Consider the following 22,869-nt stretch of genomic DNA (forward strand, 5'->3'; position numbering starts at 1 on the left):
TTGTGTAAGTCCTGGGCCATCACTTGGTGTTGAGCCGGTCCTCGAAGAACAGTGAGAACTGGTTCAGTGCCTTCTTCCAGTGTGCCGCGACGTGGTTGACATCGCGTGCTCTGGGGGTGATCTGCTCGCGGACGGCGAGGTAGAGCACCTTCAGCGCGGCCTGCTCGGAGGGAAAGTGCCCGCGGTTGCGGGTGGCTTTCCGCAGCCGTGCGTTGATCGACTCGAAGCTCTCTTGTCAAGCTGCGCTGTATGCGGGCGGCTGGGCGGGTCGACGCTCAGCGTCTCTCCACATGTGCCGGATGATCACGTTGGCGAGTTGGCGTTTGTGAGCTCGGCGCGCGGACCGTTTGGGCATGTGCTCGCCGATCTTTCTGGCCATGAAGGCACGAGCGGGCTCGTGGCAGCGGACCTGGGTGACGTGCACGATGTGCAGCACCGAGTTGACCTTGCGGTTGCCGCCGACGTCGAGCCGGTGGCGGCGGGCCCGGCCGTGGCCCTCGCCGGAGGAGACCGCCAGCGGGGCGGCACCGCACCAGCGGGCGAACTGGGCCTCGGTGCGGAACCGGCACGGGTCTCCGACCTCGACCAACAACTCCATGGCGGTAATCGCTCCGATGCCGCAGATCTCGGCCAGCGTGCAGCCCAGCGTGGCCAGCAGTGCGGGAACCTTCGTGTCGAGGTCTTTGATCCGCCGGGTCAGCCGACGGATGTCGTCAAGGGCGGCGACCAGCCGGTCGATGTGTATCAAAGTCGCAGAAGCCGCTTCTGGCTGTTGCCGGGCGATAGTCTCCAACGCCTCCAACTGGGGTAGGACACGGCTGGTCGCCGGAAGCTCGGCCCGGATGCTCACGGGCAGCGCCACCAGGACGGCCTCGGCCTCATTCAGCTGGCGTGTCCGCTGCATGACCAGGGAGGACCGCCAGTCATGGACGGCGGTGAGTTCGTCCCAGACAGCATCCGGCGTGGCGTGCTTGCCGGCCGGCGGCAGGTGCGGGTCGGCCAGTGTCTCGCGGGCGATCGCCTCCGCGTCTTCGATGTCGGTCTTGGCGCGACGTCGGCGCCTGCGGCGTTCGGCGGTGCGGTTCGGCTGCACCTCGCGCACGTCGTATCCGGCCGCGGCCAGGGCGAGGGCGAGCGGCTGTCCCAGACTGGAGGATCCCTCGACACCGATCCGGTCGATCACCAGCTCACTGTCACTGAGGAAGCCCAGCAGTTCAGTGATCCCGTCGGACGTTACGGCGAAGGAAGCAGATTCCTCCGCTTCGCCTCTCCGATCGACCAGCGAGATGGTTGCGCTGTGCTTGTGCGGATCGATTCCGGCAACGCCATGGTGTGCTTCCAACTCCTGTGTCTTCCCTGCTGCCGATACGGTGACAGCGTGGCCCCCGCAACGTCGGCAGATCTGGGTTGAGTCGGACAGGCTCTCTTCAAGCCAGGCGCCCGGGGGCCACGCCGACGGCCCGCCCGACACTTCGAATCAAAGGCAACCTTCCGGCGCCAATCGGATTCAGAGTCAGGGCGGGGCCGCTTCGAGCACCAGCCGGGGGAGCAACTCCCCAACTGGTAAGGGGAAGTACAACACCCAGACCCGGATTCACACCCGGCCCTCCCATCGCGGCAACGACCAGCTACAGCTACCCTGGCGACGTTCGACGGACCGGCAGATTCCCTGACGGCGCGTCAGGTAGCCGGAGCGCCGGGGTGGCTTACGCCCGGTACGTGGCGTCGCCAACCGCTTGCTTCGTCTGCCGCCCTCAGCGGTGTGCGGGGCGCAGGTACATCGGCAGGGCGGTGCGCATGAGCTGTTCGCCGCAGGGGGTGATGGCCTCGAAATCACCGCGGGCCATGGCGGCGAAGGTGGTCGGGTAGGAGGCGACCGCGCTGCGCGGGACGAGGTCGGCGGGCAGCCAGTCGTCCTTCATGCCGAGGTACGCGAGAGCGAAGCCGTCGATGCGTCCGCGCGCCCGTTTACCGCGGAAGCCGTCCAGCGGACCGAAGGCCGGCTTCCTCGTGAGCGCATTCGGCAGTCGAGCCGCGCTCGATGCGCCCGGGCAGTACCCGGCACCCCTTCCCTGTCGCCAGCGTGTTCACCCTTTCAGGTGTATCCGGCGGCGGGTAAGTTCTCGCGGCGCAGCACGGAGCAGCATGGGCATGCCGGGATGCTGCGGCAGCAGTCGTCACCGGGAAGAGGCAGGGGCGGGCGAGCGGGTGGTGAGAGCCTGGCTGTCCGGCCCCGCCAATCGCGGCCGGTCTGCGGACTGTCGGCGCCGGGCCGTTTCGTGAATCGGCTGGTACACGATCAGGGACTGGACTTGGAGGATTGCCGACCGGACAGGCCTGCGGGACCCTGCGGCGGCAAGGCAAGGGGTGGGTGGCGTGAGCAAGGCAGAAGGCCTGGGCGACCTGCTGGAAGGCGAGGCGGTGCCGGGCGCGGGGCAGGATGTCGTGGCTCTGTACCGCGAGCCGTACGGGCCGGTGCGCCTGTGCAGCGCGGCCGGGCTTCGGGGGGTGACGCTGGAGGAGTTCGGGCCGGTGAGCGAGCCGGTGCCCTACCGGGGCCGCAAGGGCATCATCACCTACTGGCCTGTGGCGACCCGGGAGCAGACCGTGGTGTGCGGCAGCCTGCGGCAGTGGCGGCTGGCGGTGGAGCTGGACTTCGAGCCGGCCTGGGCCGCGTTCAGTGCCGGCCCGGTGGAACTGCGGTGGCGGGCGGGAGGCCGCCTTCGCCGGTGGCGCCCGGATTTCCTGGCGCGCACGGCCGAGGGTGTGCGTGAGGTGCTGGTGCTGAAGCCTGCCGGCCGGGAAAGCCTGCCCGCGGTGAGGCTTGAGGTGCTTGAGGAGGTGGCAGGGGCGGCCGGGTGGCGGGTGCGGCAGGTGCGTGAGCCGTCGGGACTGCGCGTGCGCAATCTGGGATGGCTGGCCGGCTACCGGTTCCCCGCGGGCGACGAGGAGGGCCAGGAGCAGGCGCTGCTGGAGGCGTTCAGGGAGCCGGCAGGTCTGCGGGCGGGAGTGGCGGCGAGTGGGCTGGACGAGCTGACGGGGCTGGACCTCGCCTACCGGATGCTGTGGCAGCGGCGGCTGCTGTTCGACATCGCGCACCCGCTGCTGCCCGATGCCGTGGCCTGGACAGCCTGAGGACCGGAAAAGGGGCACATGGCGGGATCGGGTGAGGCCCGGCTTGCGGGGTCGCTGTCCATCGGGGCGCGGGTGCGCTGGCAGGAGCGCGAGTGGGAGGTGGTGGAGTGGCAGGGGTCGCAGGTCACGCTGCTGCCGCAGGACGGCGGGGAGGCGCCCCGGGCGGTGTCGTACCGGTGGCTGGTGGGCGCGGACGACTTCGCGGTCCTCAGCGGCAATACGGCGCCGGACGCGGAGGGTGCGGCTCTTGGCGGGTGGGGGCGTCAGGAGGGGCAGAAAGAAGAAGCCGCGCTGTGGCAGGCGCGCATGGTGGAGATCGATACCGGTCTGGCGCCGGGCCGAAGCGAGCACGCGCGGGGATTCGGGCCGGAAACGACGCTGGCCCAGCGGTGCGCCGCGATGTCGGCGCGGATGGCCGCCGACGGCGTCCGCTGTTCCGCCCACACCCTCGCCGACAAACGGCGCAAGTGGAAAGCGGCCGGGGAGAACCCGGTCGTCCTGCTGCCCGCGGCGCGGGACAGACGGCCGGGAGGCTTCAGCGATCCGCGGTGCCTGGCCGCCATGCAGGAGGTGGTGGCCCGGCGCGCACACGCGTCGGACGTGACCATCGACGTGATCCGCGAGGAGGTCAAGGATCTCCTGCACGCGCGCTACGGCAAGGAACTCGGCGATCCGGCCGCCGTGGCGGCCCTGCTGCCCTCCCGGTCCACCTTCTACCTGCGGATGAAGGAGTCCGGCCTGGCTGATGCCCTGGACCGGCCGACGCGGGCCCGTGCCGCCCTGGCCTCCACCCCGCCGCTGCCCCACGGCGGGCGTGAGGCCGTGCTGCGGCCGGGGCAGGTGACTCAGGTCGACACCACGCCGTTGCGGATCCTGGCCCGCGGCGACGACGGCCGGCCCACCTCCACCGAGATGACCTCCCTGATCGACGTGGCCAACCACAGCGTGTGCGCGCTGATGATCACGCCCAGCCGTCCCCGGGACGCCGAGAGCGGGCGGCCCGGCCGGGCGACCCGGGCGATCGACCTGACCCTGATGCTGGCCCAGGCCTTCGCGCCCTGGCCGGTGATGCCCGGCTGGGACCCGCTGAGCGCTGCCGCCGCCTCCAGCCTGCCGTTCGGGGCGCTGCGCGCGGCGGACGAACGGTTCACCGAGGCCACCGCCGCCCGCCCGGTCATCCGCCCCGAACTGATCATCTACGACCAGGGCAGCCCCTATGTGAGCGAGCACTTCACCGAGGTCTGCGACCGGCTGCGCATCGCCCGCCGCCCGGCGCGCAAGAGAACCGCGCCCGACAAGCCGCTCGTCGAGCACTTCTTCGTCACCCTCGCGCACCGCTTCAGCCAGCATGTGCGGCATGGCTGGCAGGGCCGCAGCCACAAGAAGCGCGGCCGCGGCATCGAGCGGATGCCGCTGTACACGATCGCCGAACTCCAGCAGATGGCCCAGGAATGGGTGGCACTGGAGTACCAGCAGACCCCCGATGCGGGGCTGCACGACCCGTTCCGGCCGGGCGTCGCGCTGTCGCCCAACGACATGTACGCCGTCCAGGTAGCCCGCAGCGGCTACCGGGCCGTGCCGCTCTCCCCCGCCCAGAACCGCTTCTTCCTGCTGCCGCAGTGGGTCACCCCCGGCAAGGGCGGCTTCATGATCGACTATCGGACCTACCAGCCCGTCGCGCAGGACGCCGGACACTACCGGGAGATCCTCCTGCGCGGCGGCTCAAAGCTGCCCGGCCGGGAGAAGCAGTGGGAATGCCGCTTCAACCCCTACCGCCCCGAGCGTGTGTGGCTCTACGACCATACGGCGGGCACCTGGGTGACGTGCGACTTCCGGCTGCGGCACCTCCTGAACGCCCCGTGGACCGCGGACATGTGGCAGGAGTACGCCGAGCAGCACTGCGCGGCCGACGGCAGCGAGCGGGACGAGGAGGCGATCGCCCTGGCCCTGGCACAGCGTGACCGGCGCCGGCGCAGCCGCAGGCCGCCGCCGAAGCGCACCGGGTCCGAACCACCCTTCCAGGGACTGGAGTTGGATACCGAACAGCCGTCCCGGGACCCCTACGCGGACCTGGAGGAGTTCGATCTGTCGACGCTGCGGCCCTACCCGGTGCAGCCCGTCTCCCCCCTGGCGCCCCCGTCCGCGCCGCTCGTCCCGGCGCTGCCCGCCGGCATGGGCGGCGCGGACCGGCCGCCGGGCGGCGGGCAGGCTCCGCATCCGCTGGCAGCGCTCTTCCCCGACGACGGCGACGGCAGCCCGCCGGAGGCCGCCGCGGCCGGAGCACCGGCAGCTGCCTACGAGGTCGTCGAGGCGGAGGTTCTCGACGATCTCGGTCCGGACGGTGATGACGGTGCCGAGGACGAGGGCGACGTATGGGAGATGTAGGCGACCGCTGGCAGGGGCCGTGAACCGTGCAGCCGCAGGCCGGCCCCGGGGCGGACAGGTTTCCCGGCCCGGAGCCGGTCTGCCGGTGTGAGCAGGACCGTGACGAGAAAGGAGCATGATGAAGGCATCCATCGAACTGCGTGCCAAACGTGAGGCCCGCCTGCGCCAGCAGCTGAAGGAAACCCCGATGCGGCCCCTGCCGCTGTTCCAGCTCACCGGCTGGACCCACTTCGTTGACGAGAAAGTGGAGCCGCCCGTCCTGCTGCCGGCGGGCAGCAGTCCCACGACCGGCAGGAAGGAAGACGAACAGGCCATCGCCTACCACCGGCATCTGCGGATGGTGTCCACCGACGCGACGACCCACATGCAGGAGACGGTCGTCGAGGCGGTCCACCGCAACAGCGGGTGCCGTGACGGGCTGATGGACCACGTCATCGACGGGCCCCCGGGCACCGGCAAGACCTGCCTGCTGCGGGCGATGGGACGCACCGCCCAGAAGGAGATCGAGGCTGTCACGGGCGGCAGGCAGCCAAACACGATCCCGGTGGTGCACATCACCACCCCCGCAGACCCGGAGCCGAGGGTGAACTGGCTCTGGGAGATCGGCTCCTACCTGGGTCTCAACCCCGAGCCGAAAAACCTCCAGGAAGTCCTGGAGATGCGCAAGCACCAGGACGTGACCCTGCCGGTCAACTACGTCCTGGAGACCGCGCAGACCCGTCTGCTGCTCATCGACGACATCAACCGCGCCTCGCCGCAGCACCTGGCGAACGTGCTCCCCTACTTCGACTACCTCCGCGACAAGCTGGGCATCTCCATCATCTACTGCGGCACCGGCGCCAGCCACCGCCTGCACCAGGCCCGCATCCTGGCCGGGGGCCTGACCCGGGTCAGCGAGGAGAACCGGGTACGGCTGGAACAGGCGGGACAGCCGGCCCAACCCGTTTCGCCCTCACCCACCGAGCTGCTGCCGGTGACCTGGCTGCACCCCCTGCCCCTGGGCACCAAGGCCGAGGAACAGAAGACGTTCCGGCGCGTCCTGGCGAGCTTCGAGGCCGACCTGAGCCTGTACCGGCTCGAAGAACACGCCCTGAGCAAGCAGGCCATTGCCGTCGAACTGCACCGGCGCACCGGCGGCTACTTCAAAGCCCTCACCTACGTCATCTCCACCGCCGCCGTCATCGCGATCCGCAGCGGCAGCGAGAACATCACCATGAAAGAGATCGACGCCGCGACAGCCCAGATCCGCTACTGAAACGAACAGCAGGTCCGCAGCGGGCGGACGGACCGGCGCCCACGACGGCCGCCACAAGCACCGCACGTCATTTTCCTCGCCCCCCACAGCGACAGCCGATTCGGGCAGAGCACCGTCTACAGGCTCATGGCCTACAACTTCCGTAAGATTTTGACGAATTCGGGAAGGATTCCTCCCGTACATCGGGGTGCGCATCGCTCACTGGATCTCCGGCTCCCCAGCGACGGCACCGCGTGCTCGTCGCCGGTGCCGGTCCACCGTCCGAGGGCCAGCCAGAGTTCGTAGTTCAGGAGCCATGCCGAGGTCGCGGCAGGATCGTGTCCGCGAGGAACCTGTGTTCCTTCCACTCCTCGGGCAGATGCAGGCACAGGTCGCCGTTGGGGTAGACGTGCGGGAGTTCCGTGGCGTCCGGGCGCAGTGCCAGCGGCGGGCCGGTGACGGTCATCCGTGGCCTGCGCAGGTGGCGGTAGATGATCCGCATCCTATAGTTCCTGCTCACGGGGGGGCTGCCAGGGTGAGGGTGCAACGGAGTTCACCGCCTCGTACGGTTCCCGGGCGCGTCGCGAGCGCATCATGCGGCGCACCCAGATCAACCGGCGCGCTCGGCGGCACAGCCGCCGGGTAACCATTGGGGCGTGCCAGGCCGGTTGAGGATCCAACCAGGAACGGAAAGCTCCCGGGCGGCGGCACGGACGCCATACACGGGGGGCTTCGCGGTCAGTTCCTCACCCCGAGATGCCACCCATTGCCTACACCTCGGCCACATGGTTCCTGAATGGCGGAATGCATGCTTTCGGGGCGCGGCGGGCGATGGTAGGAACGTGCTCTGGGCAACGATCATGATCATGCGACGGGGGATGCATGAGTTCACCTGACGGCTCCGCCGAGCCGCTGTTCTCCGAGGTCCCGAAGCCGTCGCAGGTCCCAGTGACGGTGCTGTCCCCCATGATGGCGACAGGCCCCGCGGTGACGCCTAAGCAGATCCTTGCGCATCACTCGCCGACTCAGTTCGAGGAGTTCGTCTACGAGTGGCTGCTGGCGCTGAAGGAGGAGGGATACGTGGACGTGATGCAGCTGGGCGGCGCCCACGACGGCGGCGCCGATGTCGCCGCGTTCCTCACGGCGCACCGGACGGACGACCGGTGGCATTGCTATCAGTGCAAGCACTACGGGAAGGCGCTCACCCCGGCCATTGCCTATGTTGAGATACTGAAGATCATCGCAGTGGTGGCCGGCGGCAAGTACCACACACTACCCGAGCGTTACGTCTTCGTGGCACCCAGGATCGGCGCCTCCCTCACGCAACTGCTGGCCAAACCCGCGGAACTGAAGGAGTCGTTCCTCGACTGGGCTGCCAAGGGCACCGACCGGCTGACCACGGAGTACGGCGCAGATCCGCTCGGCGCGGCGCTGGAACTGGCCCGGCAGACGGACTTCGCCCGCTTCGAGGCGGCCAATCTCGACCGGATCCTCGAGCAGCACGCCACCACGCCGTATCACGTACGCAGGTTCGGCACGCGGCTACCTGACCGCGAGGCCCGTCAGGCGCCCCCGCCGGAGCACACACCGGTAGAAACCCGGTATATCCAAAAGCTCCTGGACGTCTACCAGGAGAAGTGGGGCTGCGACCCCGGAGCGATGGGGCAGGTTCGCGCCCACTCCAAGGCGGGCCCTCACCTGCAGCACCAGCGGGAAGCCTTCTACTGCGCCGAGCAACTGCGGGTGTTCGCCCGCGACAGCGTGCCGGAGGGCACCTTCGAATCGCTGCAGAAGAACGTTTACGACGGTGTCGTCAATGTGACCTGGCGGGACTTCGCCACCGGATTCGACCGGCTCAACTCGGTGCAGGACGCGGCACGCGACATGCAGCTGGGAACGAATGTCCTGGTCCACGTGGTGGAGCCCATTGACCGCATGGGCATCTGTCACCAGCTCGCCAACGACGACCGGCTGGCCTGGGTCGAGGAGGAGACGTGAGAGCGCTCAACAGCCCGCTGGAGGTCGGTGTGCGTGCTCTGGTGCTGCTCGCCGCCTCCTTTCCCCAGCCGCTGGACCTGGCTCAACTGGTGTATCTGGATTACGCGATGCTGCACAGCGGCGAGATGGACGGGCCGCCCAGCGTGCACCCGTCACTGCCGGCCGGCCCGGGCGAACTGGCCATGAAGCGCCAGCTGCTCGAGCAGGGACTGGTGGTGCTGATGCGGGCGGGGCTGGCCGACGTGCAGGCGGACAACGGCGGACTGATGTACCGGGCGAGCGAGGAAGGCCCGGGCTTCCTCGACCTGCTCGAGGCCCCGTATCTCGGAGCCCTGCGGGAGCGGGCGCAGTGGGCGCTGGCCTTCCACTATGGCGCCCCGGCCGACAGCCGCGCCGCCACGGACGACATCACACAGCAGTGGATGGACACGTTCGAGAGCCGTCTGCCGCGCCGAGGAGGCGATGATGACTGAGCTGCGCCTGCTGCATCTGACCTACGCCGGCATGGGCCGCCAGACGGCCCGCGTGGACTTCGATCCCCGCCTGACGATCGTCTACGGTGCCTCGGACACCGGCAAGTCCTTCGTCACCGAGTCGATCGACTACATGCTCGGCGCCCGCAAGCTGAACCTCATCCCCGAGGCCGAGGGCTACTCACAGATCCTGCTGGGCATCGCCTTGCCCGACGCATCGGTCATCACCCTGATGCGAGCGCCTCAGTCCGGGCGGGTCAGCATCTTCGAGGAAGATATCCGCGACCTCGTCTACCGGTCGCCGGACCTGGTGCTCTCGGCCCAGCACAGCCCCCGGACCACCAAGAACCTCTCCCGTTACCTGATGGAGCGCATCGGGCTCGACGGCTCGCTGCTGGCCACCAACGACTCCGGGGGCACCAAACTCGCCGGCTTCCGGGACCTGCTGCACCTATGCCTGATCAGCGAAACCCGCATGGTCTCGAAGGTCTCCCCCGTCCTGCGCACCTCGGGCACCAGCGGCCAGACCGCGCACAAGTCGGCCTTCAAGCTCCTGCTCACCGGGGCGGGCGAGCAGCCCTCGCCCAGCCGCCTCAACCAGGCACAGCGCCGCGTCCACAAAGGCAAGATCAGCCTGCTGGACGATCTGATCCTCGGACTGCAGCGCCAACTGTCCTCACGCGAGGCCAACCAGAGTCAGCTGCAGCAACAGCTGCGGCGGCTGCTGGAACATCAAGAAGACCGCGCCGAGTCGCTGCGGGACGTTACCCGCCGCCACACGCAGGCGGCCTCCGACCGCGCGACCCTGTCCGTGGCGCTGGCCCGCTACGCGCAGCGCCTGGCAGAGACGGATGACCTGCTGGGCCGGTTCGAGCTGCTGCGCGCCCAGTACGAGTCCGACCTGGCCCGCCTGGGCATGGTCAGCGAGGCCGGCAGCCTGCTCGGCTACTTCCGCAGCGGCCCGTGCGTGTTCTGCGGCGCAGAGCCCCACCACCAGCAAGCCGGTCACGACGCCATGGAAACCACCGCCCTGCACCAGGCCGTCACCGCGGAAAGCACCAAGACCCGCACGCTCCTGGCCGACCTGCTGCTCACCATCGACGACCTGCGCTCTCAGCGCGAGTACGTGGCCGGAGACCAGGCCGTGCAAGCCGCCTTGGCCGAGCAGGCGGACGCCGAGATCACCCGCATCGAACGCGAGGAACTCACCCCCCTGCAGGACGAGGTGACCGAGGTGATGGCCACCCGCTCCCGTCTGGAGAAAGAACTCGGCCTGCACGCACGGATCGAGGAGTTGGAAGACGTCAGAGCGCAACTGGTCTCCGAAGAGGCCCAGCCGGGCGGGCAGCCCAGCCGCGGCATCCCGCCCGCCACACTGACCGGCTTCGATCGCACCGTCGAGCGGACGCTGGATGCCTGGCGGGTACGGCGGGAGGAGGAGGTGGCCTACGACCAGTACACGGCGGAGCTGTATGTGGGCGACAGGTCCCGCTCCGGCCACGGCAAGGGCATGCGCGCCGTCCTGCACGCCGCCTTCACCACAGCTCTGGCCGACTACTGCCTGGAGCAACGGCGCAGCCATCCCGGCTTCATCGTGCTGGACTCCCCCCTGGTCACCTTCCGGGAACCCGGGGTGCGGGAGGCGGATCTGCGCCAGAGCGTGCCCCAGCACTTCTACCGGCATCTGCTCAACGCCTTCCGCGGCCAGGCCATCGTCGTGGAGAACACCGACCCACCGTCGGACATCCTCGATCAGGCGCAGGTCTACATGTTCAGCCGCGAGGCCCACGGCCAGCGCTTCGGGTTCTTCCCTCTCACGTCTTCGTCTTCGCCGACGCAGTACTCGGATACAGCAGCATCAGCGACTCCTCCGGCGTACTGGCGGTGAAGGCGGTGTCCACCTCTCACCCGGGCCGGTGCCTCCACTCGAGCCAGGGCGGTTCACTGCTCGCAGGGCCGCGAAACGTGACGAGCAGGCCATCACCGCGTGGAAGGAGGCGGCCTGGGCGGAGCTAAAAGCGCCCGGGCGGCCTGCGACGGCTTCATCGCCGGGACCCGGTTCCCGCTCGACATCCCACCACCATCACCTTGAAGCGCCGAAGTCAGTAGTGGAGTTGTCGGCTGTTCCCGGGCGCAGCAACTCTGACATGCGGTTGAGTGCTTCGGCGGTCCGTGCTTCCTGTTCCTCTTTCGACAGTCTCACGAAGGCCAGCTCCGACTCACACCGTTCACGCAGGTCGTCCCGGTCGAACCAGCGAAGAGGGTGGCGGGGGTCGCTGGGGTCGTAGATGCCCTGTCCGTACGCCTCCATGAGGGTCAGGTCATACCGCCGATGACTGTGGCTTTCGTCCGGCGGGAGGAGGCCGCCCACCATGCGGTTCATCCAGTCCTCCCGGATCGCGCGCTCGTCGTCGGGTTCATCGACGTCGGGGTCGTAGCCGAACACGTCGTCCGCATCCCGAAGTCCGGGGGACATGTCGAGGACGTCGCCGAGCTGAGGCGGGTCGGTGTTCTGGATGACGATCCACAGGGCGTACTCGTCGGCAAGGCACTGCGGGCGGGGAACACGCCCTTCTCCCAGTTCGCTGCCGATCCGCATGATGCGCTCCCCCATGCGCACCAGCCAGTGGTTGTTGACCTGTGTAAGCGCCAGTTCGGGTAGGTCGCGAAGCAGGCCGACGTCCCGGATCGTCGCCTCGCCCTTCAGGTAAGCAGCGAACTCGTAGCTGAACGAGGTGTCCAGGTGCAGCTTGCCGTCCCGAGCAGGGGCGAAATCGGAGAAGTCGACGGTGTTGGCCAGGGCCATGGCATCTACCGGGGTGAGCGGGTCACCTGTGAAAGACCGGTTGAACAGTTGCACAACGTCACTGACCGACTGGTCGATCTCGGTGAGCCCGTCGGCGCTGGGCATAGCCACGGTGGTGCCGTCGGCGCCAGCCAGCTGCCTCAGCACGGGGACGCCGATCTTCAGCGCCCGGGCGATTCCTTGCAGGTTGTCCGCCCGGAACCCCTCCAGTGCGCTGGCGTTGCCTGCGTTGTTCTCAAAGCGCCGCCAGGTCGCCAGAGATACGTCAGCGCGTCGCGCCGCCTCCTGCTGCGTGAGGTTCAGCTCGGCGCGACGCCGCTTCACCGCGTTGTTCGCCGACTCCTTGACCATGCCCACTCCCCTTCGCGCGCCTGACAGACAACCTCGATCAATTTTAGCACTCATTGAGTGCTCATTTGATGTTGACATAAATGGAGTGGCCGCGGCATGCATGGCGGAGTGAGCCTGCACCCATTCGCTCCGGGGTCGGACTTCGGCCTTGACGGAGCGCGCGCAGCTGAGCGAGCGCCTGTACGTCTTCCCGCTCAGGAACGGTCTCCGACTGGATGGGAAGTGATCTTCAGCGCCTCTCGTTATCGCACGCTGGCAACACTCGCGAGTACTCCAAGTGCTGTTGCTGTGACTGGAGTTGGAGCATCAGATGCCTGAGACTGCCGTGTCCCCTTGTTCAGCGCTGGCCGACCAGGACTCACCTGTGCATGGGCGTTCTCGTCACAGGCAGGGTAGGGCGGAGCGGTCCTGGACGGTGATGTGGAGGGTGTGCAGGGGCTGGGCGTGTGTGGGGCGGACGACCTCGAACCAGTCGGTGCCCTCCTGCAGGTGGTGGGAGATGCTGCGGTAGTGGCTCCAGCCGAATCCGATGCCGATCTGCCATGTGGTGTCGCTGTAGCGGCTACCGATGACCGGCTCCCCGTTTAGGTAGACGGAGTCGAGGGGGCGGGAGGTGGCCTCGAGATGGGCGAGGGCGGCTGCTGCGGCGCGGCGCAGCGGGCTGGTATCGGTCCAGCGGGTGAGCGCCTCGTGGGCTGCGGGATGGGCGGGGTCGGCGTCGGGGAGCTGGAGTTGGCGGATGGTGGCGGCTTTGCGGTCGACGAGTTCGGTGAGGGTGATGCGGACTGGGCGCGGGACCCAGCGGTCGATGCCGTCGAAGGCTTCGAGCATGTGGTCGCGTGGGGCCCGGCCTGCCGCGGGGTCGGGGGTGATGGCGGCGAGCCGGGCGCGGGCGGCGTCGATGGGTTCGCCCCGGTTCCACAGCGGGGTCAGTGCGAATCCTTCCGCTTCGAGGGTCTTGCGTTCGCCGAAGTGGATCTGCAGGCCGCGGCTGCTGCTCTTGAGGGCGCGTTTCATCGAGGCGGAAGGGTCGCGGCCGTAGGACAGGGCGTGAAGGAATTCGGAGGTGAGGCGGTCGTCCCTGCGGTGCTCGACGACCAGGTCGACGTCTGAGGGGTTCAGTGCGCCGCGTGCGTAGGAGCCGAAGACGAGGATCTCGTCGATGAGGTCCAGCGGCCAGCCTCCCTCCTCCAGCCGGTCGAGCATGTCGTTCACGAGTGTGGTGGCGCGCTCGCGTTTCACGGAAGACCTCCGCTGGTCGGTTCCGGTGCCGGTGCACCTGGGTCTGTGGTTTAGCCGGTCTGCCGCAGGGCGCCCGGCCAGGGATGTGGGTGCGGTGGTGTCTTACAGGGTGGTCGGCAGTGAGATCACCGGCTGGGAGACGGCCTGCGGGATGCAGGCGGGAGCGGTGCGGCCCGCCTGGGTGCAGGTCAGGGCGAGGAGTTGGAGGTAGCCGAGGGAGACCGGGCGTCCGGGGAGCTTGCCCGCTGCTTGTTCGAAGCGCTCGAGCGTGGCGGACTTGATGCCCAGGTGTCCGGCGGCGTCGTGGAGATCGAGTCCTGCGGCTTCGCGGGCTTCCCGAAGGTGTTCGGCGTTGTCATGCCAGACCTGCGGCGCCCTCTCGGTGGTCTCCCGGGCAACGGCGGCCCGAGCCGTGGCAAGGGCGGCCTGGATTCGGTCGGTACGGGGTCCGAGTAGGAACCGGGCCAGCCGGGCAGCGTCGGCCTCGCGGTCGACGCCCTCACTCCAGGGCTGGGAGGCCTCCTCGTACACGCGGCCTCGGGCCGTGGCGCAGTCCTCGCGCTCACCGGGGCCAGCGCCGTAGGCGCGGTGCCGGTCGCTGGTGCAGGCCAGCGTGCTGTCCTTCGCGAGGTCCATGTCTCGGTACTCGTCGTCGCTCTCGATCCCGTCGATGACGTCCCGGACCTGCTGGCGTTCCCGTGGGGACAAGACCCTCGCGAGTGCCTCCGCGGCCGCCTGGGCTTCGGGCCGGCCGGCGGGCTCGAAACTGCCGCCCCAGGCGTGGGATGCGTCTTGTCCCTCCGCCTTCTGGAAGGCCACGTCGATAGCTTCGAAGGTGTGCGGACTCCAGGCGTGCATCATCAGGATGATTTCCTGCAAGGCGCGCTGGGCGGTCGGGGCCGTCTCCCGCACGGTACCGCAGGGGCGGCGCCGCGTTCCGCTCATCCAGTGAGTGAAGGCCTCAGGCCGGCGGGAGTCGGACGGTTGCGCGCCCGCGAACCAGCGTGCCGCCCTCACTACGCAGGCGTGCGCGTGCTGGATGGCGGCGTACCAGCCGAACAGTGCCTCGCGGTAGTCATCCACATGCCGGTCCTCGGCAAAGGTGGCGGTCTCCGTTCGGCAGTGCTGCGGGCATTCCGCCGCGCTCACCCGGTAGAGAGCGGCACGGGCCTCGGGGAACGTCAGCAGAGCGGCGTCCAGGTGCTCATATTTGGGACCGCGGTTGCGGCGCTTTTCGAGCCCGTGGTCGAGGAAGACCTGGAAGCGGGGTTCCTCACGCCAGTGGGCCACAGCGCTGCGGACACGGAAGTCGCTCTGCCACACTCCGGTCGCGATAACCTCCCGCAGCGCCGAAGCCACGTCCCGCCGCAGCGTCACACCCAGTTCGATTAGGACCGGCAGGCACTGGGGATCGTTCCCCAGCGCGGACATGACCAGATTGACGTCGTCATGACGGTGAAGATGACGCTGGAACACGAACTCCCCCTTGAGTACAACAGTCCCCAACTGCCGCCGCACCGTGGTGTAGAGGCAGTCCTCCATCTTGCACGAGGGGTACGACAGCGCGCCCTTGGATGGTCACCGAAGCAGCACGTGGGACGATGGACGCTAAAATCACGGCCTCGCCGGCCGGCCGGTCACGGGCATTTCCTCCAGCCGGTGCCCCGGCGCCGACCTGCAGTCCGCATGACACATTGTCACTATGCTGCTGTGCCAGGGACCGGCCCACAGGGGGACGTCGGGGATGCAGGATCCGGGCCATCTTCCGGCGCCCGACGACACGGGGTCGGCAACCGAGGAGCGCTTCGCCTATCAGGCGCAGGGCGGCCTCCGCGCGGTGATGGAGATGCTGGCGGGTGGCGGAGTGCTCCATGTGACGTGTGAGCATTTCGAGGATGTCCTAGTCGCCCGGACCGACGGCACGGTGCCGGGCGGAGCAGCGCTGTGGGACTTCCAGCAGATCAAGTCCCGTGAGGGGCAGAAGAATTGGACCTTGTTCGGCGTCCTCAGGAGCAAGGCTCTGGCGAGCCTTCTGCGCACCCATCAGGTCTTGAGAGAACACCAGGATCTCACGTACGTCCTGACGGTCGGCGTGGAGGGTGTGCTGAGCTCCGACGCTGATGTGCGGGCCGTCGCGCAGGGGCGGGGAGGTGACAGCGCAGAGCGGCTGGACAGGATCGCCAGGTACCTCGGTGCGAACGCTGCCGAGACTGCGGGGTTCCTGCGGCTGGTTCGCATCGAGGAACTGCCGGACCGATACGAGCTGGAGCGCCGCAATCGCGATGCGCTCTTCGATCTGGCCCCGCATCTTCGGGTCGGAGAAGCCGAGGCTATGCACGCGGATCTCCTCAACCGGGTCAGGCTCGCGATGGGTGGGCGTCTGGGACCGCATTGGCAGGCGCTGGTGACGCGGCTCAATGTGCCGGAGAGGGTCCTGCGCAAGCGCCTGACGCCGCAGAAACTCCGCGACGTCGCGCTGCGCCTGGACCGCCTGGACCTGGCCGACTACGTGCTGCGCGCGAGCCGGCGTGCAGCACAAATACATCCCTATCCCGGGGCCGAGTCACTGTCCATGCCGTCGCTGAGTTCTGTCTACGTGCCTCAGCGCCTGCAGCGGATCACACCTGAGAGCGGGCAGCCGAGCGGCCGTGCGGCGGACCGGTCTGCCGACGATGTTGCAGGGGCCGCAGCGCTCCCGGGGCGCGCACCCGTGTGTCTGGTGCTTGCCGGACCGGGCGGCGGGAAGTCCAGCCTCCTGCGCGCTGTGCAAGCTGACTCGGCCGAGCGCTGGCCCGCCCCCGGGGGCCAGGGGCTGCTCGGGGTGACAGTGCCGGCCACGGCGCTGCTCGGCTCTCCCCTGCCCAGCGCTCTGGCGGCAGCGGCAACCAGACAGCTGGCCACTTTCGCACTGCAGCGGACGCTGTCCGACGAGCTCTTTCTCAACAGGCCTGCCCCGGGCGCCTGCTGGCTCGTGCTCGTCGACGGACTCGATGAGATCACCGACCGGGACGACAGGCAGAACCTCCTGCATACCCTGACGAACTTCGCCTCCGAGCCCGACCCCCTGTACCGGTTCGTCGTGGCCAGCCGGCCGCTTCCCGAGAAGGAACTGCGCGTCCTGGGCCCTGACGTGCCCCGCTACCAGGTGATGCCCTTCTCCCGCAGCGAACTGTCCGAGGCGGCCCGGCGCATCCTGGACAGCTTGGGCATACCCGACTCCCGCGACGCGGCAGGCCGGTTCGTCCGTGTGCTGGACGACGCCTACCTCACCGATTTCGCCCTCACTCCGCTCATGGCCACGATGTTATGCCAGCTGTACGCCGCAGATCCCGGGCAGTCGCTGCCGGACACCCGCGGGGCTCTGTACGCGAAGTTCACCGACCTGCTGCACCGCCGTATGAGCGGCAGGGACCAGTCGGGCGTCCGCAGCCAGGCCGAAGCCGCCCTTGCACGTTTCGGCCCCACGGCCATGTCGCGGGCCCATGACCTGCTCGATCAGCTGCCGGAAACGATCGACAGCCTGGCGTTCGGCCATCACAGCGGCAGCGAAGCGTCCTGGGCTGCCGCGCTGGCCGCCCTGGACGACGCCCGGCGCCCCCGCGCCGTTCCGGAAGACGACTGGAACGAATTCCTGTCCTCGGTCCTTGGGCGCAGCGGGCTGCTCACCCGCGCTGGGGACGGTTTCACCTTTCTCCACCAGACCTTTCAGGAGCACTGCGCTGCACGCCACCTCGCACGCGACCCCACTTCCCATGCCCGTGAGCTCAACCGGCTGCTCGGCCCCTGGAAGGAAGATGGAGGAACAAACCCGTGGGGTGCGCCGCTGGACACCGCCTCCTACATCGGGTTCCTCATCGACCCCGGAACCGCCCCGCCCACCGATCCCGCCCCCTGCCTCGAGGCCCTGGCGGTGCCCGACAACATCCGCGGGTGCCTGCTGATCGCCACCCTGCTGTCCCTGGGCACCCTGCTCACCGGCCAGTGGAAACCACTGATCCAGGCGGCCGCGCAGGCGATGGCAACAGCGTGCGCGGATCCCGATGGCGAGGCCACCCCGCGTGTCTGGGCAGCGGCCGTGCTGGCGGAACTGGACCTGCAGCAGGGCACCACCGCGTTGGAGATGCTGGCGGACGATCAAGGTCTGGACGATGAGTTCAACGAGGACCCCCACAGCCCAGACTTCAGCGACCGCCTCCTCGCTGCCAGACGGCTGCTGGAGTTGGACCCGCCACGAGGGGAAGATGCCTGCTACCGGCTCGTCCACGATCCCGACCTGTACGGCTCCGTCCGGGTACGAGCTGCTGAAGTACTCCTGTCTTCCGGCGACGAGCGCGTCTGCCGCGCCCTGGGGTACCTCGCCGAAGCGGCGGACCTCCATTTCGACGACCGCCTCGACGCGGCGAGGCGGCTCGCAACCCTGGACCCTGAAGCGGCCGTTCGCGCGCTGCACATACTGATCGAGGACTACCGTGGTGATCCGGACTGGCTCGACTGGTGCATTGCCGCCGCCCTGGCGCTGGACGATCTGGGAGACGGGCGCGGTCGGCAGATCACCGACGAGCTCTCAGTCGGCTACTGAGCACGCAGCAGCTCCACGGCCTCCGCGGCCTGGTCAAGATCATGATGGCCGATGGGCGGAGGAGGGGGCGCCCTGGATTTCGGCTGCTTGCCGGATGCTGCGACGTGGGATGTCGCGACGCCACCCGCCACGGCAGTCAGGCCAATGGGCCAGAGACCAGAGCGTGCTCGGGAGGGGAGACGAGTGTGTTGACCAGCCGCTCGCATCTCGCAGGACTGGGGACGCTGTCATCTGCCGTCTTGGGCAGGAGGAGATGGAGACGCGGGGGGCTGCACGGGCTCGGGCCGGATGGGCGCTTCGGTGGGAATGCGCCATGCCTGGATGAGCTGACCGAGTCGGCGGGCTGGTGTCTCGCTCGGGGTGAACAGGACGACCGCGACCAAGACAGGAGCCATCTTTAAGGCCGCCGACCACCACTCAGCCCGCTGCCTCGACCGCCACTACCGGCGGCTCTCCCCCACTGAGCAGTCAACGCTCATAGTGAGCAGGCCGGTTAGGGCACCCACGAACGCGCAGCTCACAGTGCTCAGGGACCGAAAACACCAGCACTGAGTATCAGTCAACTCCGATGCATTCAGCTCTCCGAACTGAGCAACACGCAGGTCGACAGCGAAGGACTGCTCACCTCCAGTCAGGCCGCAACAGATGGCCCGGGTACGACAACACCCCGTGGTGGGTCCGGCAGGAGCACCGGCCCGCGGGCATGGCCACCCAGTTGCAGGTGCTGGCCGAGGAACGCCGCTCGCCCGGCTCGGGGCCTACAGGCCGGTTCACAGCGCGTCAGCGGCGTCGATGGTCTGCGCGGAGTTCGAAGTCGCCATAGCTGTTGTCGACCGGGTTGACAGTGACGCCCGGTGCGACGATCTCGTCGATGGCATCGAGCACGTCGTACGACAGCGTGACGTCGGCAGCGGGCAGGAACGCCTCGAGCTGCTCCATGGTCCGCGGCCCGATGATCGCCGAGGTGACGCCGGGGTGGTTGATGACGAAGGCGACGGCCAGTTCGATCAGAGTGAGACCCGCCTTCTCCGCCAGGAGCGCGAGCTGTTCGACGGCGTCGAGCTTGCGCTGGTTGGCGGGGGTGCTCATGTCGAAACGGGCCTGGGGGCGTGCCGCGGAAGCGGGGCCCTCGGTGGCGTTCTTGCGGTAGCGGCCCGAGAGCCAGCCGCCGGAGAGCGGGCTGTAGGTGAGAGTGCCCATACCGTGGCGGCGCACGGTGGGCAGGACGTCTTCCTCGATGCCGCGGACCAGGATGGAGTACGGCGGCGGCTCGGTGACGAAACGCTCCAGGTTCCGCGCCTAGGACGCCCATTGGGCCTCGACGATCTGGGAGCCGGAGTAGGACGAGGAGCCGATGTAGCGGACCTTGCCCTGGTGGACGAGATCGGAGAGGGCGCCGAGGGTCTCGGCGACATCCGTGTCGGGGCTGGGGCGGTGGACCTGGTAGAGGTCGATGTGCTCGGTGCCGAGGCGGCGCAGGGAATTCTCGACCTCGCGGATGATCCAACGCCGTGAGCCTCCTCGCTGGTTGGGGTCCTCCTGCCCCGCTCCCCCGCGTCGGTGTGCCTGCCCATCTGCGCTGCAGCGCCCGCAGGAAGAGTCAGATCGTACGTGGCCCCACTGACACCTCGCTGCCGTCTTCCACGACGTTCACAGCGTCCACCGGACCGCTCCGAGAGAGGCCGGACCGCTGGAAGTCCGCGCTGAGCGCGTGCAGTTCAGCGCGACGGGCGAGCATGAGTTCCTCCGGCTGCCGCAGGGCGGTGTCCAGGAGCCAGACCCCGCGGCGGAACCGCTGGAAGCCGATGCTCTCCCACAGCGCGGCGATCTTCTTCTTCGCCTGGCGGCGGTACGCCTCGGTGACCTGCTCGCGGTCCTCGGGATATTCGCCCATGGCCGGATACGCCGCCACCGCACAACAGCCGCCGGACAGCCGGCGGATCGCCTCGGCCGCCAGGATCGGTCCCAGCCCGAAGCCCCTCCATGCCCTGTCGAGATGGACACGGTCGAGGATCAGCAGATCACCGACGGGATGGGTGACGGCCTTCTCGAACGCGGCACTGTAGCCCGCGTATCCGGACCGACCGAGAACGGCTGAGGCGATGACCGCGAGATCACCGGACTCGGCATCCGCCGCCTCCCACCCACTGTCACCGGTGTCATCACGCAGCCGCCACAGGATCACATGCCCGACCTCGGTGCCCGCAGCCGGAGCACGGCTTCCCTCGCCCTCCTCGTCCTCCCACTCCTCGTCACCCGCCATCCCATAGGTGACCTTCACGTACCAGGACTCCAGAGTGTCCTCGAAGTCGTACGGCACCGCGGGATGCCCGTGACCGTAATGCAGATGCAACCGGGCGGGATCGCCCGGGAGTTCACCGACCGGGCGCTTGGACCTCGCTGACGTCATGTCCACAGCCTAGGACCGGGCACTGACACCCACCGAGAAACGGTACGACGGGCACCATGCCAAGCCCTGATCATGGATACGCAGAGATCAACCTCATTCCACGAGGCCAGCCAACCAGCTCGTCACCACCGACCACGCCCGCAGTCCCGCTCTTGGCCCACCCCACTCCCCCACGCCACCACTGACCAGAACAGACTCGCTCCGTCTGATCCACCCGGCAATAGAAAATCCTTCGACGATCACTAGATTCCGGAACGATCACTGAACTCGCACTCCAGAGAGCCCTTTGACTCCCGGACCTCCACGGAAACCCCAGCTCAGATCGATACGGCACGACGACCAGGAATCCCGCAACGATCACTAGATCAGCAGCTCAACGCATCACTCATGCAGTGATCCTTCGTGGATTTGTTACAGGCCGACGACGAGCAGACGCGAGCGACCGGACCGACGCGAACGGCCAGCCGAACGGGCCCGGCCCGGGAACCCGTCGACCCGCCGCTGGCAGGTCCGCGAAGCGGGCGGACCGACGCCGCGGCACCGGTCCGGCCGGGCCGCCGGCGAGGCACCGTCCGCCCGGCCGGCAGCAGCCGCAGCCGGCGCGACGTCACCGGCCGAGGGACAAGACCGCGACGGACGACCGACCGCCGGCCCCTGCGGGCCGAACGCCACCGACGAGGACCCGGCACCGGCCGGCAGCAGCCAGCAGACGGAGCACGGGCAGACGAAGACGGCCCAGGCCGGCGACACCCGACACGCCCGGGCCCACGCCCCAACGGCCCCACCGGCCTGAAGAAGGCGAGCGCGGCACCAGCGGGGCACGCGGTCGCGAACCGACGGCGGCCGGCCACCCCGTGCGGCGCAGCGCGAGAGCGGCCAGCATCACCGGGCCCTGGCCGTCCGAGAGCGCAGCGGGGCGGCGCAGGGCGGTCGCGGCAGCGAGCTCCGCCAGACCCTCCTCGCCCAGCACGACGGTGCACGTAAGCGGCACCAAGCGATGGACCTCGGCGAGCAGACCGTCGACCACCGCACAGTGGTTGGGCCTGCGGCCAGCCGCGGCCCCGGGCACAGGTCCCCAAGCGACCCCCACTGCACCCGCAGCCCTGGCACTGCCGCGGGCCCGCGATGATGCGCGCGGCCCAGGAACGATGACGTGACGGCTACACGTGCAGGACAACATTTCGCCGCAGCGTGGCGGGTTCGCGGCGGCCGGACAGCAACACCTCACACGCACAGCCGTCGGTTGAGAGCGGTGAGTCGGGCCAATCGGCGGGAGCGCGGCGGGACCAGGTCCCGCCGCGCTCGCCTTGTCCGGAGGTGACCACGGTGCGGTGCTGTGCGGCGGCGACCCGCGACCCGCGGCCCCGGTGGCGGCGTTTTCCAGCTGGGCCGGCGTAGGAGCACCAGGGCAGTTGCGTCGTCGCGGTAGCCGTCCCCGTCTTCTGCGGCAGCGGCAACCAGTGCCTCGGCCAGCGCCTGCGGATCATCCCGGTGGGTGCGGCACGGCCCTCCAGGCAGCCACTTGTGCAGGACCGTCAACTCTGCGGGGTGATGCCCAAGGAGCGGATGAGCTGGGCCAGTTCTTCGCGGAAGAGCTTTTGCGGACTTAGGGTCTGGGTCTGCAGGTGACCGTAGATCTCCAATGACACCAGGCCGTGCAGGTGGCTCCAGATGCGCAGGGCAAGAGCCACGGCGGCCGGGGGCAGGTCGGGGAAGGCGGGGCGGACTTTGTCCAGCAGGCCGGGGTCGAAGTCAGACCACTCGAAGTCGCTGTCCCGGTAACGGGGTTCAGTGTGCGGCCAGGCCGCGGCCGCGAGTGCTGTGATGCCGGTGCAGACACGGTGGGCGGCTTCCGGGGCGGCGCCGCCCTCGGGGGGCCGGTAGCCAGGGACCGGGTCGCCGTAGATGAGGCGGAAGCCCTCCGGGTTGGCCAGTGCCCAGTTCCTGAAGGCACTGGCCCATGCCTCGATCCGGGCGGCCGGGTCTTGGACGGGGGCAGCGCCCCAGGCGGCGTTCACGGTTTCGGCCAATGAGGTGTAGACGTTGTTGATCAGCGTGGTGACCAGGTCGTCGCGGGTGGCGAAATAACCGTAGATGGCGTTGGCCGTCATGCCCATCTCGCGCGCGATGGCCCGCAGCGTGATCGCGTCGGGCCCGCCCGAGGCCATCAACTCCAGCGCGACCTTCTTGATCTCGGCGGTTGTTTCGGCCCGCAGTCGCTCACGGCGCCCCTTGGTGTTTCCCACGCTTCCCATG

15 protein-coding genes and 2 pseudogenes are annotated in these 22,869 nt (G+C 68.8%); 7 read left to right on the forward strand and 10 right to left on the reverse strand.

Going from position 1 to position 22,869, the window contains the following annotated elements; genetic code table 11:
- Window positions 1-19: 19 nt before the first annotated feature.
- The 3 genes and pseudogenes from ABD385_RS29360 to ABD385_RS29370 form a co-directional block, all read right to left on the reverse strand.
- Window positions 20-223: pseudogene (locus ABD385_RS29360) on the reverse strand (transposase); the annotation flags it as partial.
- Window positions 224-235: 12 nt separating this feature from the next.
- Entirely contained in the window at window positions 236-1,471 is a 1,236-nt protein-coding gene (locus ABD385_RS29365) for an IS110 family RNA-guided transposase (protein WP_344581757.1), read from the reverse strand.
- A 283-nt stretch (window positions 1,472-1,754) separates the two neighbouring features.
- On the reverse strand, window positions 1,755-1,922 hold the full coding sequence (locus ABD385_RS29370; protein WP_344581759.1) for a hypothetical protein: 168 nt from the start codon (window positions 1,920-1,922) through the stop codon (window positions 1,755-1,757).
- A 454-nt stretch (window positions 1,923-2,376) separates the two neighbouring features.
- Here ABD385_RS29370 and ABD385_RS29375 point away from each other — a divergent pair, with 454 nt between their 5' ends.
- The 3 genes from ABD385_RS29375 (at window position 2,377) to ABD385_RS29385 (ending at window position 6,775) form a co-directional block, all read left to right on the forward strand.
- Window positions 2,377-3,135, forward strand: a complete 759-nt coding sequence (locus ABD385_RS29375; RefSeq protein ID WP_344581761.1) for a TnsA-like heteromeric transposase endonuclease subunit — start codon at window positions 2,377-2,379, stop codon at window positions 3,133-3,135.
- A gap of 18 nt (window positions 3,136-3,153) precedes the next feature.
- Window positions 3,154-5,520, forward strand: a complete 2,367-nt coding sequence (locus ABD385_RS29380) for a transposase (RefSeq protein WP_344581763.1) — start codon at window positions 3,154-3,156, stop codon at window positions 5,518-5,520.
- Window positions 5,521-5,638: 118 nt separating this feature from the next.
- Window positions 5,639-6,775 (forward strand): AAA family ATPase, encoded by a 1,137-nt coding sequence (locus ABD385_RS29385; protein ID WP_344581765.1) that lies wholly within the window; start codon window positions 5,639-5,641, stop codon window positions 6,773-6,775.
- A gap of 286 nt (window positions 6,776-7,061) precedes the next feature.
- On the opposite strand, the gene ABD385_RS29390 is transcribed toward ABD385_RS29385, so the two are convergent.
- A complete protein-coding gene (locus ABD385_RS29390) occupies window positions 7,062-7,256 on the reverse strand; it encodes a type II CBASS E2 protein (RefSeq protein ID WP_344581767.1) in 195 nt (64 codons plus the stop codon).
- A gap of 380 nt (window positions 7,257-7,636) precedes the next feature.
- On the opposite strand from ABD385_RS29390, the gene ABD385_RS29395 reads away from it, so the two are divergent.
- Genes ABD385_RS29395 through ABD385_RS29405 form a run of 3 tightly spaced genes read left to right on the forward strand, consistent with a single transcriptional unit; the run spans window position 7,637 to window position 11,113 of the window.
- The gene (locus tag ABD385_RS29395) at window positions 7,637-8,752 is read left to right on the forward strand and encodes an ABC-three component system protein (protein ID WP_344581769.1); all 1,116 of its coding nucleotides are present in this window, start codon (window positions 7,637-7,639) and stop codon (window positions 8,750-8,752) included.
- Window positions 8,749-9,225 (forward strand): ABC-three component system middle component 2, encoded by a 477-nt coding sequence (locus ABD385_RS29400; RefSeq protein ID WP_344581771.1) that lies wholly within the window; start codon window positions 8,749-8,751, stop codon window positions 9,223-9,225. The genes ABD385_RS29395 and ABD385_RS29400 overlap by 4 nt, the downstream gene beginning before the upstream one ends.
- A complete protein-coding gene (locus ABD385_RS29405; protein ID WP_344581773.1) occupies window positions 9,218-11,113 on the forward strand; it encodes a coiled-coil domain-containing protein in 1,896 nt (631 codons plus the stop codon). Before ABD385_RS29400 ends, ABD385_RS29405 begins: the two co-directional genes overlap by 8 nt.
- A gap of 195 nt (window positions 11,114-11,308) precedes the next feature.
- Here the strand turns inward: ABD385_RS29405 and ABD385_RS29410 are convergent, their stop codons facing one another.
- From ABD385_RS29410 to ABD385_RS29420, 3 genes are all read right to left on the reverse strand, one after another.
- The gene (locus ABD385_RS29410) at window positions 11,309-12,382 is read right to left on the reverse strand and encodes a helix-turn-helix domain-containing protein (RefSeq protein ID WP_344581775.1); all 1,074 of its coding nucleotides are present in this window, start codon (window positions 12,380-12,382) and stop codon (window positions 11,309-11,311) included.
- 381 nt (window positions 12,383-12,763) lie between these two features.
- Window positions 12,764-13,624, reverse strand: a complete 861-nt coding sequence (locus ABD385_RS29415; RefSeq protein ID WP_344581777.1) for a nucleotidyltransferase domain-containing protein — start codon at window positions 13,622-13,624, stop codon at window positions 12,764-12,766.
- A gap of 102 nt (window positions 13,625-13,726) precedes the next feature.
- Window positions 13,727-15,166 (reverse strand): helix-turn-helix domain-containing protein, encoded by a 1,440-nt coding sequence (locus ABD385_RS29420; protein WP_344581779.1) that lies wholly within the window; start codon window positions 15,164-15,166, stop codon window positions 13,727-13,729.
- A 160-nt stretch (window positions 15,167-15,326) separates the two neighbouring features.
- Between ABD385_RS29420 and ABD385_RS29425 the strand changes: the two genes are divergently transcribed.
- Window positions 15,327-18,203 carry a dsDNA nuclease domain-containing protein gene (locus ABD385_RS29425; protein ID WP_344581781.1) on the forward strand — a complete coding sequence of 959 codons (2,877 nt, stop codon included), beginning with the start codon at window positions 15,327-15,329 and terminating at the stop codon, window positions 18,201-18,203.
- 780 nt (window positions 18,204-18,983) lie between these two features.
- Here ABD385_RS29425 and ABD385_RS29430 read toward each other — a convergent pair.
- From ABD385_RS29430 to ABD385_RS29440, 3 genes and pseudogenes are all read right to left on the reverse strand, one after another.
- Window positions 18,984-19,742: pseudogene (locus tag ABD385_RS29430) on the reverse strand (aldo/keto reductase); the annotation flags it as partial.
- 61 nt (window positions 19,743-19,803) lie between these two features.
- Window positions 19,804-20,613: a hypothetical protein gene (locus tag ABD385_RS29435; RefSeq protein WP_344581783.1), complete on the reverse strand. Its 810-nt coding sequence runs from the start codon at window positions 20,611-20,613 to the stop codon at window positions 19,804-19,806.
- Window positions 20,614-22,148: 1,535 nt separating this feature from the next.
- Window positions 22,149-22,868: a TetR/AcrR family transcriptional regulator gene (locus ABD385_RS29440; protein ID WP_344581785.1), complete on the reverse strand. Its 720-nt coding sequence runs from the start codon at window positions 22,866-22,868 to the stop codon at window positions 22,149-22,151.
- Between the last annotated feature and the right edge of the window lies 1 nt (window position 22,869).

The sequence above is a fragment of the Streptomyces lunalinharesii genome, assembly GCF_039532155.1.
Taxonomy (GTDB): domain Bacteria; phylum Actinomycetota; class Actinomycetes; order Streptomycetales; family Streptomycetaceae; genus Streptomyces; species Streptomyces lunalinharesii.